Origin of the sequence: Nocardiopsis sp. RV163 (genome assembly GCF_001029525.1) — a bacterium.
GTDB lineage: Bacteria > Actinomycetota > Actinomycetes > Streptosporangiales > Streptosporangiaceae > Nocardiopsis > Nocardiopsis dassonvillei.
On record NZ_LEKI01000040.1, the window covers coordinates 25,084 to 36,652 of the forward strand.

The following is an 11,569-nucleotide window of genomic DNA, read 5'->3' on the forward strand; positions in this document are numbered from 1 at the left end:
TGCCTCGCGCAGGACGGAACCCGAAGAGGACCGCGGGCGATGACGTCGGACACCGGTGCCTCGGGCAGACCGGTACCCGAAGAGGACCGCGGGCGATGACGTCAGACACCGGTGCCTCGGGCAGGCCGGTGTCCGACGGCGCGCGGACACGGGGCGGCCGTCATGCGGAGAAGAGAAGACGCCTCGAACGAGGCGGGAGGATCAGCTGCGTCCGGGCGGGCAGGAGCTGAGTTCGCCGTGGGCGTTGGTACCCCACGAGGTGGAGTAGCCGTTGGTGCCCAGCGGGCGGGGATTGCGCACGGGCAGCTTGTGCCGTTCGGCGAAGCGCGAACGGCCGACGCGTGCGCGGACGTCCAGGACGCGCAAGCGCGCGCCTTGGAGGAGGACGGGCGTGTGACGGCGCGGCGGGGGCACCGTGGCCGATGTCCGGTACATCACGGCACCTCCCCTCACGTCTTGTTCGATCACAGCGACTGCCACGGTACCAGTTGCTACTTCACGCAGGCCAGACGGGGATGCCCCGGATCGAATGTGAACAGGGTCTCGGTATGTTCTGGTTTCGACCTCCCGGCCCTCCGGGAGCCCCGGGAGGGCGCGTGCCGTGTACCCGGCGGCCCGCCGGGCCTTCCGCCTCACCCGCCGGACCGCGCCGCGGCCACGCGGGAGTCGATCCAGGCGCACAGGCCCTCCAGGGCGGCCTCGGTCCGCTCCCGGTCACCGGTCATGAGGAAGTCGGTCTCCAGACCGGCGAAGGCGGCGTTGAGCACGGTGGCGTGCACGAGGGCCGCCTTGGGGTCCTGGCCGCGCGCGGCCAGGCACGCCGCGACGAACTCCGCGCGCCTGCGGGCGAAGCCCGGCACCGGGCACGGAAGCCTGCCGCTGGCGGCCAGGCCCTCGATCTCGCGGATCAGGCGGGTCGTGGCCACCTCACCGGAGCCGAGGTTGCGCTCCCACGTGGAGCGGACGATGGCGCCGACCGGCACGGAGGCGTCCTCCCAGCCCGGGGTGGCGCGCAGGGCCTCGTGCTGCTGTTCGTCCAGCCGTTCCAGCACGGCGGCGACGAGGGCGTCCTTGTCCGCGAAGTGGTGGGTGAGCACACGGGTGCTCTGCCCGAGCCCCTCGGCCAGGGCCCGCAGCGAGAAGTTACCGATGCCCGTGCGGGAGAGCTGGCCGATCACAGCGTCGACGACGTCCCGGCGACGGCGCGGGTCCGCGATCCGTGGCATGGCGCTCCACCTCCGGAAGGCCACTTTGGCACACGGATAAGGGAAACACTTGTTACCTTTATTCTATGAGCGGTCTCCAACGGCCTCCCCTGTGGCTCCTCGCCCCGGCGCTGGCCGCCTTCGCGGTCCAGACGGACGACTTCATCATCATCGGCGTGCTCCCCTCGATCGCCTCCGACGTGGACGTGTCGGAGGCCGCGGCCGGACAGCTCGTCACCGTCTACTCCCTCGTCTACGCGCTCACCGCGCCCCTGTGGGCGGTCCTGTTCGCCCGGATCTCCCGCAGACGGGTCCTGTTCTGGGCCCTGGCCGTGTTCACGGCCGCCAACATGGTCGTCCCGCTCGTCGACGGCTACCTCCCGCTCGTGGCCCTGCGGGTCGTGGCGGCGCTGGCGGCGGCGGTGGTCCTGCCCGCCTCCCTGGCGATCGCGAGCACACAGGCCCCGCCCGAGCACAGGGGCCGCTACCTGGCCACCGTCATGACGGGCCTGACCGGCGCCATCCTGGTCGGCGTCCCCCTCGGGACGTGGATCGGCGCCCTGCTGGGCTGGCAGGCGACCTTCGTGTTCGGCGGGCTCCTGGGGCTGGCCTCCCTCGCCCTCGCCGCCCGCGCCCTGCCCGCCGGGGCGGACGGTACCGACCAGGAACCCCAAGCCCTGGCGGACCTCGTCCGCCCGCTGGTCAACCGGACCGTGGCCGTCGTCCTGGCGATCACCGTCCTGACCGTGGCCGGAAACCTCGCCTTCCAGACCTACATCGCGGTCGTCCTCTCCGGGCTCTCCGGCGTCACCCCCGCTCTGCTGGCGGTGCTGCTGGTGTGCTCCGGCGTCGGTGGTCTGCTCGGCACGCAGGCGTCGGGCCGCCTGGTGGACCGCCTCGGGCCCTTCCGCGCCTTCCTGTGCGCCGTCGTGCTCTTCTGCCTGACCATGTCCGCCATGGCCCTGCTGTGGCTGGCGGCCCCGGTGCCCGTGTGGGCGGTGGTGCCCCTGCTCATGGTCTGGTCAGCCGCCGCGTGGGCGGTGCCGCCGAGCCTGCAGGCGCTCATGCTCGACCGGGCGGGTACACGCGCCGCCTCGCAGGCCATGGCGGTGCACAGCGGTTCGGTGTACGTCGGGGCGGCCCTGGGCGGAGTGCTCGGCGGCGCGGCGGTCGCCACGAGCCCCGGCCTGGTCCCGGCCGCCGCCGCTGCGGCCGCCGGGTTCGGTCTCGGGCTCAGCGCGCTGATCCGCCGCGCCCCCGCCAGGGCCGAGGCCTGACTGTGAGGACGTGCAGTGGCTTCTCCGACGGGTCTGACTCACCGCCTGACCGACGCCTACGGGCTGTCCGTTACGGGATTCGTCGGCCCGCCCGGAGGAGCCACCGCACGCGACCGGACGGGCGGCGGACGGGTTCGGGGAGGCGCCGCCGAGGTAGGACGGCGGGCGCGCGTCCACCACAGCACGAGGAGAGGGATGGACTTCACCGGCTTCACCGGGGAGACCTTCGCGTTCTTCGACGGCCTGGCCCGGGACAACTCCAAGGACTACTTCCACGGCCGCCACGGGGTGTACGTGCGCGCCGTGCGCGAGCCCGCTCGCGCCCCGGCAGAGGCCCTGGAGGAGGAGTTCGGCCCCATCGAGGCGGGACGCCCCAACCGCGACGTGCGCTTCTCCCACGACAAGAGCCCGTACAAGACCCACGTGGGCCTGGTCGGCCGGTCCCGGGGACCGGTCGGCTACCACCTCCAGCTCGGCCTGGAGGGGCTCTCGGTGGGCGCGGGCTACCACGCGGCGTCGGGCGCGCAGGTGGAGCGCTACCGCGACGGCGTCGACGACGAGCGCCAGGGCCCGCGGCTGGCGCGGATCGTCGACGAGCTGACGGACCGGGGCTTCGACATCGTCGGCGACACCCTCAGGACCCACCCCCGCGGGTACCGCGGCGACCACCCGCGGATGCACCTGCTGCGCCACCGCTCCCTGGGAGCCGAGCACAACCTGGAGCGGTCGGAGGTGCCGCTGTCCGCGGAGCTCCTGGACACCGTGCGCGCGGACTGGCGGGCCACAGGTCCCCTCACGGACTGGCTCGACCGGCACGTCACCGGCTGAGCCCGCCGGGCGCGGCCCCCATCGGACGTGGATTCGCGCTGAACGCGGACTCCCGTAGCGCACGCGGAACCCGGTCAGCGGGTTCCGCGTCCCGCCGACCGCCGGTACCCGCTCCGGACCTACGTCGCGGAACGGCACCCCCCGCGAACGATGTGTGCCTGTCACGGTTTTCCCGTGAGGTTCTCACCGTCATCACATGACACGGTGTCACTGGTGGAATCGGCGGAGTCACAGCACGCTGGGCGCGTGCCTCCGGCGACGGCGGTCACGGCCCTCCCACGACAGTCGGCGGGCCGCCGTGCCCGCCGGAGCGCCGGTGAAATCGACATCCAGGAGGCTGGAGACATGGGACGAAGGCGGAGCGCGGGCCGAGGCCTGCCCCCGTTGGTGGCGGTATGCCTGGCCGGTTCACTGGTCGCGGCCGCACCGGCCGCGGCCGACGAGCGGGGCGGGGCGCCGACGACGGATCTGGCGTGGGGTGCCTGCCCCGAGGACGTCCCGGCCGGAACGCACCCGCTGGAGTGCGCCACCGTGCCGGTGCCCGTGGACTACGACGACCCCGACGGCGACCGGATCGAGATCATGGTGTCGCGGCTGGCCAGCACGGACCCGGACCAGAGGCGCGGCGTGCTGCTGCTCAACCCCGGCGGCCCGGGCGGGTCCGGGCTGTCGATGCCCTCGGACCTGGCCTCCCTCGGCATGCCCGCCAGCGTCCTGAACAGCTACGACCTGATCGGCATGGACACCCGCGGGGTCGGGCACTCCTCGGCGGTGAGCTGCGGCTTCACCACCGATCAGGAGTACTTCGGCAACATCCCGCCCTACGCCGTCGACGAGGCGGCGGTCACCGAACAGGCCGCTGTCGCCGAGGCGGTCGCCGACCAGTGCGCGCGGAGCGACGAGAACGGGCTGATGCGCCACATCTCGACGGCGAACACGGCCCGCGACCTAGACCGGATCCGGGCCGCACTCGGCGAGGAGGAGGCCAGCTACTTCGGGCTGTCCTACGGGTCGGCGCTGGGCGCGGCCTACGCCTCGATGTTCCCCGAGAGCACCGACCGGATCGTGCTCGACAGCAACATCGGAGACACCTTCCTCGACTACGACGGCATGCGCAGGTTCGGCCTGGGCTTCGAGGAGACCTTCCCCGACTTCGCCGCTTGGGCGGCGGAGCGCCACGGCAGCTACGGCCTGGGCGACTCTCCCGAACAGGTCCGGGAGACCTACTTCGAGACCGCCGAGCGGCTCGACGAGGAGGGTCCGGTGGCCGGTGCCAACGGCCACGTCTTCCGGCTGTCCGTGTTCGTGGGGCTCTACAACGAGCGCAGCTACGGGCGGACCGCGCAGCTGTGGCAGTCGGTGCGCCTCGCGGACGAGGAGGCGGTGCGGCGGCACATGGAGGAGAGCGGGCTCGGCGGCGCCGGGGCGGCGACGGGAGAGCTGTGGCCCTCCGACAACGCGTGGTCGGTGTTCCTGGCTACGACCTGCAACGACGTCGAGTGGCCCGAGGACCTCGCCGCCTACCGGGAGGGCGTGGCACAGGACCGGGAGAGGTACCCGATGTACGGCGCGGCCAGCGCCAACGTCATGCCCTGCGCGTACTGGAACGACACCCCGTCCGAGCCCGCCGTGGAGATCACCGGTGAGGGTCCGGGCAACGTCCTCATCGTGCAGAACCTGCGCGACCCGGCCACTCCGCACCTGGGCGGCGTGCTGCTGGACGAGGAGTTCGGCCAGCGCTCCCGCCTGGTGAGCGTCGACGACAGCGGTCACGGCGCCTACGTCTACGGCGACAACCCCTGCGCCTGGGACGTGGCCACGAGCTACCTGGTCGACGGCGAGTTCCCGGAGCGGGACGTCTCCTGCGGGGCGTCCGGTTCCTCCGGCCTGGGGCTGGACGAGGAGGCCCAGAGGTCGCGGACCGAGACCCTCGACCAACTGCGCGGCTGAACCACGGGGGCGGGACGAACGGTGTCGTCCCGCCCCCGGCGCTCCCCCGCGTCCGCGCCGCGATCGAGGGGGCCTCGGGCACGGGTTCCGGGGAGCACTGGGGTTCACCAACCGGTGAGCAGCAGGTGGTTGACCAGGAGTGCCGTGGCCGCCTGGACGGCCAGCCAGGCCCTGTGGTGGCGGTCAGGCAGGAGGGCGGCGGCCGGGACGAGCCACAGCACGAACGGCAGCCAGATGCGTTCGGTCTCGCCCTTGCTCATCCCCGACAGGGTGGCGGCCACGACCGCGCACAGGGCTGCGGCCACCAGCAGTGCCGTCGTGGCCTCGTCCCGGGACGGCGCCCGGCGCAGGCCGCGCACCGCCCCGGGCAGGCGCGCCAGGGCCCGGCGCAGGCCCGCCGCCGTCGCGGCTCCGGCCGTCAGGCACGCGACGGCCGGGTTCGCCCAGACCCAGTAGCCGTAGGGCCGGACCGAAGCGAACCCCTGGTAGTAGCGCTCCACGAGAAGCTGGTAGCCCTCCCACCAACGGAAACCGGCCGCGGTGAAGGCCGCGGCGACGGCCAGGGCGCCCAGCAGCGCGTAGGGCAGGGGACGCGCGGTCCGCGCGCACAGGAGCACCGCCACGGCCGGGAACCCGATGAGGACGAGCCCGTAGGACAGGTACACCGACCATCCCAGGAGCAGACCGGCCGCCAGCGCGGTGGTGCGCGGCGCACGCGCGTCGGGGGCCGCGGCCACGGCGAGCAGGGCCAGGCCCCACGCGGTGACCGCCGCGAAGTACCCGTCCGCCGACGTGCCCATCCACACGGCGGCGGGCAGCAGCACGAGGAACGGGGCCGCCCTGCGCGCCGTCGGCTCCGCGCCGAGCGCGCGCATCGCGACCAGGACCGCGGCGGCGGCCGAACCGCCGACCACGACGCACCACAGCCCGGCCCACGCCCCGCCGCCCAGGCCGATCCGGTCCAGCGCGACGAAGGTCAGGACGGCGCCCGGGGGGTGTCCGGCCACATGCGTGGGCCAGTTGTCGGGCTGCCCGATGAGGATGTGCCGGGTGAACGTGCTCAGCGCCGCGCCCACGTCCTCGAAGCGGCCGACCGAGGTCAGGTACTCGTGGGGCGACAGCATGCGGCCGACGATCCCGCGCCGCCACCCGTCGACCAGCGCGAGCGCGGTGGTCCAGAGCGCGGACGCGGCCCAGACGACCCACACCAGGGCGCGCCACGGCAGGGCGCGCGCCGCCGCGGGCCCGCAGGCCGCCACCACCGCGGCCAAGGCCAGGGCGGGGACCGTACCGGGCCCCGTGTGGGGGAACCAGGACGCGTACAGCGGCGGCCAGTCCACGTGCAGGACGCCGTGGGCCCGCTCGATCCGGGTGCCGATGACGGCGGCAGCCGTGAAGAGGAGCGCGGCCAGGGCCGCCACGGCCAGGTCGGCGCGCGCTCCCGTCCGGGCCGCGCCGACCGCGCCCCGGACGTCGCGCTGGTGGAGTCCGGGCCGCGTCACGCGCTCACCGCGGGACGGGCGGGCGCCGGCGCCGGGTTGCCCCGAGGCGCTCGCAGCGCCGCGAACCGGCGCCCGCGCACCTGCCAGGCCTGCGACCACTCCCATCCGCTCTCCCGCGCGCACCGCCGCAGGGCGCGGGGGCCGATCCGCGCCCACGGGAACGGGGATCCCGGTTCCCCCCGGCCGTCGGTGACCTGCACCGTCACGCACTCGTGGACCTCGTGGGCGGCGGTCTCGACGATGAGCAGGCCGCCGGGCAGCACGATCTGCCGCATGCGGGCGAGCAGGGCCCCGGGAGCTCCGCCGATGCCGATGTTGCCGTCGACCAGCAGCGCGGTGCGCCAGGCGCCCTCGCCGGGCAGGGGGTCGAACACCGAGGCGCACACCGCCCGGCCGCCCGCCTCGACCGCGCGCGACACCGCCACGGGGTTCATGTCCACGCCAAGCGCCCGGCGGCCCAGGGCGGCGAGCGCGACCACCATGCGCCCGGGCCCGCACCCGGCGTCCAGAGTGTCGCCCTCGCAGCGCTCCAGCACGCTCTCGTCCGCGGCGTCGGTCCCCCCGCACCAGCGTTCGACGTCCAGGCGCAGCATCCACCCGTCGGGCCGTCGCAGGAAGAGGGGGCCGCGGCCGTCGGCGAGCGCCCGCGAGTAGGGGTCGCACAGCCACGGGGCCGGTCTCGTGCCGATCCCGGTCTCGGTGGCGCTCACCGCCGACACCCCGCTCCGGCGAGCCGGACCGCCCCGCCGAAGCGGCTGCCGGGGACGAGCGAGGCGACCAGCGCGGCGTCGCGGGGCGTGTCCACGTCCGTGAGCACGTCCAGGTCGCCCACACGCAGCCCGGCCCCGACCAGCCGGGCGCGCTGGAGGCGCCCGGTGCGCTCCGTGGACATCGGCACTCCCCGCAGCAGACGGGGGTCGGGAGCGGCCAGGCCGAGCGCCCAGAAGCCCCCGTCCTCGCTCGGGCCGAACCACGCGTCGGCGCGCTCCCAGGCGTCCGGGGCCAGGGCGGGCCCCAGGAGTTCCCCGTTCACCTGGGGGGTGTCCATGCCGATCAGCAGGGAGGGGCCCGAGCACCGGGCGAACGCGTGCGCGAGCCGTTCGTCGAGCCCGCCGCCCGACTGCGGGACCACCTCGAACCCCGGCGGGAGCCAGGGCCCGGGCCGCCCCTCCAGCACCAGGAGCCTCCTGCGGGCGGGGAGCGAACGCACCGTGTGCAGGGTGTCGGCCAGGGCGGCCTCGGCGAGCGCGGCTGCCTCCCGCGGCGAGTACTCGGGGGTCAGCCGTGTCTTGACCCGTCCGGGAACGGGTTCCTTGGCGATCACCATCAGGGTGGCCTCCCCAGCCGGAAGGCCGGGCCCGCCGTCACGGGTCATGGCCGCCCTCCCCTCGCGCGCACGCCCTCCGGGCCCCGCGGCTCGCGCAGCACCGCCGTCATGTCGCGCACGGCGGTCCACGTGCCGCGCCACGTCCCCGTCACTTTGGAGGCCCCCGACCTGGGCAGGTAGGGGACGTCCACCTCGTCGACCCGCCACCCGGCGTCGGCGGCGCGCACGACCGTCTCCAGGGGGTAGCCCGAACGCCGGTCGGTCATCCCCAGCTTGAGCAGGTCCGCCCTGCGGGCGGCGCGCATCGGCCCGATGTCGCGCACCCGCACGCCGGTCCGCGAACGCAGCATCCGCGCGACGACGGCGTTGCCGACCCTGGCGTGCGGCGGCCAGACCCCCCGGCGGACGGGGCGCCGCCTGCCGAGGACCAGGTCCGCGCCGCCGACCCGCACCCGTTCCACCATCCGCGGGAGCAGGGCGGGGTCCAGGGAGGCGTCGCAGTCGCAGAAGCAGACGAACTCGGCGGTCGCGGCGGACAGGCCCGCGTGGCAAGCGGCGCCGAAACCCCTGCGCGGTTCGGAGACGACCAGGGCCCCCAACCGCGCGGCGACGTCCGCCGAGCCGTCCGTGGACCCGTTGTCCACGACGATCGCCCGCCACCCCGGTGGGACGCGTTCCATCACCCAGGGCAGGGCGGACGCCTCGTCCAGACAGGGCAGCACCACGTCGACCGGTGGAGGCGGGTCGCCGCCCGCCGTGTCGGGCGACGCCTGCGCCGGTTCGTCCTGGCCGTACTCGTGTGGTTCTCTGCTCACCCTGATTACGCTACGAAGTCAGGTGGACACAGGACGGGAAAGGCGGTCGCGACACGCGGACGCCTCGGCCCCCGACGCCGCCGAACCGGTCGAACCGGTCGAACCGCGCAGTTCGGCGCGGGCGAACTCGGCCATCCCCTCGGCGAAGCCGACCCCGGGCCGCCAGGACAGCTCCCGCCTCAGCCGGTCGGAGGAGGCGGTGATGTGCCGGACGTCGCCGAGCCGGTACTCGCCGGTGACCACGGGCTCGGGGCCGCCGTACGCGTCCGCGAGCGCCCGGGCCATCTGACCGATGGTGTGCGGGGTCCCGCTGCCGGTGTTGAAGGCTGACAGCTCCCCCGGGGTCCTGCCCGCGACCGCCTCCAGTGCCGCCACGTTGGCCCTCGCCACGTCGCCCACGTGTACGAAGTCGCGCCGCTGGCGGCCGTCCTCGAACACGCGCGGCGCCTCGCCCCGGGCCAGCGCCGAGCGGAAGAAGGAGGCCACGCCCGCGTACGGGGTGTCGCGCGGCATCCCCGGCCCGTACACGTTGTGGTAGCGCAGCGACACCGCGCGTCCGCCGACGGACCGGGCCCACGACGCGCACAGGTGCTCCTGCGCCAGCTTCGTGGTGGCGTAGACGTTGCGCGGGTCGCTCGGCGCGTCCTCCCCCACCAGGCCGGGTAGGAGGGGCGCCCCGCACCGGGGGCACGGCGGGTCGAACACCCCCGCCCGCAGGTCCGCCTCCGACCTCGGGCCGGGGCGGACGTCGCCGTGCTCGGGGCACGTGTACCGCCCCTCCCCGTAGACGACCATCGAACCGGCCATGACGATGTCGCGGACGCCGGTCCGGGCCATGGCGGCCAGCAGGACCGCCGTGCCCAGGTCGTTGCAGCGGACGTAGTCGGGGGCGTCCAGGAAGTCCGCGGAGCCCAGCCCCACCATCGCCGCCTGGTGGCAGACCGCGTCCACGCCCCGCAGGGCGCGCTCGACGATGTCGCCGTCCCGGACGTCGCCCACGACGTCGACGGTTCTGTGCTTGGTGTCCCCCCCGGTGTGGGCCTGGGGCAGGTAGGCGTCGAGGGTGACCGCCTCGTGCCCGGCCAGGCGGAGCTCCTCCGCGACCCTCGATCCGATGAACCCGGCACCACCCGTGACCAGTACGCGCATGGACCCAACCTACGTTTCGCGCACGCTCCGTCACGGGTACCGCCACGCACGCCGACGCCGATTCGCCGACGTGCGCGGCGGCCCGCCGGGGGGAGGGCTCACAGCAGCGTGGACCAGTAGGTCCAGAACGCCTGGCCGACGGCGCCGACGACCGCCAGCGCCCACAGGGTGAGCACGACGGTGTGGTTGCGGGCCAGCAGGTCCAGGGGCCCGGCGGCCCATCCCGGCGCGGGCAGGTGCGCGGAGCGCACGTTGTGCAGGGTGACGTACCAGAAGAGGGGAATCGTCACCGCCCACACGACCACGCAGTACGGGCACAGCGCGCCGATGCGGTACAGGCTCTGGAAGATCAGCCAGTGCACGAAGACGGCGCCGAACACCACGCCCGCCTGGAGTCCGAGCCAGAACCAGCGGTCCAGGCGCGCCCCGGCGGCCAGCGCCGCGCCCGCGGTGGTGACCGCCGCGAAGCAGACCACGCCGATGACCGGGTTGGGCACTCCGAAGACCTCGGCCTGCGGGGTGGCCATGACGGTGCCGCAGGAGAGCACCGGGTTGAGGCTGCAGGCGGGCACGTGCCCGGGGTCGGCCAGCACCCGGACCTTCTCCACCAGCAGGGCCAGGGCCGCGAGCAGCCCGACGCCGCCGCCCAGGGTGAGCAGCCAGGGCAGGGCCCGGCTGATGACGGGTGTCGCGGCACCGGGCGGGGACGCCGCGGCGCGGCGGGGCGCGGTAGGAGTGTTCATCCCTCCAGCTCCCGGTCGATCATCGCCGAGAGCGTCTCGTAGCCGGGCATGCTGGGGGTGGGGCGGCCGTTGACGAAGATGGTCGGGGTGCCCCGCACGCCCAGGGCCACGCCGTCCCGGAAGTCGGACCGCACGCGCTCCAGCGTGGCGGGGTCCTCCATGGCCCGGACGAACTCCTCCGTGTCCAGGCCCAGGTCCTCGGCGAAGCCGACGAACACCTCGGCCCTGGAGTCCTGGGACTCGCCCCACTCGGCCTGGGTCTCGTACATCCGGACGTACATCTGTTCCAGCGCGCCCTGCTGGGCGGCGGCCTCCACGGCCGCGGCGGCGGGCTCGGCGTTGGTGTGGCCGGGCATGGGGAAGTAGCGGATGACCGTGTTGATCCGCCCGTCGTAGTCCTCGCGGATCCGTTCCATGACGGGGAACTGGGCGCGGCAGGCCTCGCACTCGAAGTCGAGGAACTCCACGACCGTCACCGGCGCCTCCTCCACCCGGTCGAGGTGGCGGCTGTCCTCGCGGACCAGGAGTCCGGCCGGTGCGGTGGATGCGGCCTGCGGGTCGGCGGAGCCGTCCGTGGCCGCGGGAGCGGCGGTACCGCCCCGGTCGTCGAGGGCGACGAGGAGGCCCAGTCCGATGACGGCGACCATGATCAGTCCGAGGGTGATGCCGAGGTTCTTGCTCATGTGGGTGTCCTGGGGTGCGGGGCGCGGCGGAGCGCGCCCGGGGAAACGGTCACGGGGAGGGGCCGCGCGGGGCGCGGCTGGGCCCCCTCG

At 74.5% G+C, this 11,569-nt stretch carries 12 protein-coding genes; 3 read left to right on the forward strand and 9 right to left on the reverse strand.

Annotated elements, in window-relative coordinates:
* Window positions 1–201: 201 nt before the first annotated feature.
* Together ABD54_RS10070 and ABD54_RS10075 are read right to left on the reverse strand one after the other, a co-directional pair.
* Window positions 202–435, reverse strand: a complete 234-nt coding sequence (locus ABD54_RS10070) for a hypothetical protein (protein ID WP_047869180.1) — start codon at window positions 433–435, stop codon at window positions 202–204.
* Between the two features lie 197 nt (window positions 436–632).
* The gene (locus ABD54_RS10075; RefSeq protein ID WP_047869181.1) at window positions 633–1,226 is read right to left on the reverse strand and encodes a TetR/AcrR family transcriptional regulator; all 594 of its coding nucleotides are present in this window, start codon (window positions 1,224–1,226) and stop codon (window positions 633–635) included.
* Between the two features lie 65 nt (window positions 1,227–1,291).
* Here ABD54_RS10075 and ABD54_RS10080 point away from each other — a divergent pair, with 65 nt between their 5' ends.
* The 3 genes from ABD54_RS10080 (at window position 1,292) to ABD54_RS10090 (ending at window position 5,260) form a co-directional block, all read left to right on the forward strand.
* Entirely contained in the window at window positions 1,292–2,482 is a 1,191-nt protein-coding gene (locus ABD54_RS10080) for an MFS transporter (RefSeq protein ID WP_047869182.1), read from the forward strand.
* A 195-nt stretch (window positions 2,483–2,677) separates the two neighbouring features.
* Entirely contained in the window at window positions 2,678–3,310 is a 633-nt protein-coding gene (locus tag ABD54_RS10085) for a DUF2461 domain-containing protein (RefSeq protein WP_047869183.1), read from the forward strand.
* 345 nt (window positions 3,311–3,655) lie between these two features.
* Entirely contained in the window at window positions 3,656–5,260 is a 1,605-nt protein-coding gene (locus ABD54_RS10090; protein WP_235432022.1) for an alpha/beta hydrolase, read from the forward strand.
* A gap of 104 nt (window positions 5,261–5,364) precedes the next feature.
* On the opposite strand, the gene ABD54_RS10095 is transcribed toward ABD54_RS10090, so the two are convergent.
* The 7 genes from ABD54_RS10095 to ABD54_RS10125 all read right to left on the reverse strand — a co-directional run bounded on the left by ABD54_RS10095 (window position 5,365) and on the right by ABD54_RS10125 (window position 11,479).
* Entirely contained in the window at window positions 5,365–6,762 is a 1,398-nt protein-coding gene (locus ABD54_RS10095) for a hypothetical protein (RefSeq protein ID WP_047869194.1), read from the reverse strand.
* A complete protein-coding gene (locus ABD54_RS10100) occupies window positions 6,759–7,472 on the reverse strand; it encodes a bifunctional 2-polyprenyl-6-hydroxyphenol methylase/3-demethylubiquinol 3-O-methyltransferase UbiG (RefSeq protein WP_235432023.1) in 714 nt (237 codons plus the stop codon). Before ABD54_RS10100 ends, ABD54_RS10095 begins: the two co-directional genes overlap by 4 nt.
* A complete protein-coding gene (locus ABD54_RS10105; RefSeq protein ID WP_047869186.1) occupies window positions 7,469–8,137 on the reverse strand; it encodes a DUF2064 domain-containing protein in 669 nt (222 codons plus the stop codon). Before ABD54_RS10105 ends, ABD54_RS10100 begins: the two co-directional genes overlap by 4 nt.
* Window positions 8,134–8,904, reverse strand: a complete 771-nt coding sequence (locus ABD54_RS10110; RefSeq protein WP_047869187.1) for a glycosyltransferase family 2 protein — start codon at window positions 8,902–8,904, stop codon at window positions 8,134–8,136. The genes ABD54_RS10105 and ABD54_RS10110 overlap by 4 nt, the downstream gene beginning before the upstream one ends.
* Window positions 8,905–8,922: 18 nt before the next feature.
* The gene (locus ABD54_RS10115) at window positions 8,923–10,053 is read right to left on the reverse strand and encodes an NAD(P)-dependent oxidoreductase (RefSeq protein WP_047869188.1); all 1,131 of its coding nucleotides are present in this window, start codon (window positions 10,051–10,053) and stop codon (window positions 8,923–8,925) included.
* Between the two features lie 98 nt (window positions 10,054–10,151).
* On the reverse strand, window positions 10,152–10,796 hold the full coding sequence (locus ABD54_RS10120) for a vitamin K epoxide reductase family protein (protein ID WP_047869189.1): 645 nt from the start codon (window positions 10,794–10,796) through the stop codon (window positions 10,152–10,154).
* The gene (locus tag ABD54_RS10125) at window positions 10,793–11,479 is read right to left on the reverse strand and encodes a thioredoxin domain-containing protein (protein WP_047869190.1); all 687 of its coding nucleotides are present in this window, start codon (window positions 11,477–11,479) and stop codon (window positions 10,793–10,795) included. Before ABD54_RS10125 ends, ABD54_RS10120 begins: the two co-directional genes overlap by 4 nt.
* Between the last annotated feature and the right edge of the window lie 90 nt (window positions 11,480–11,569).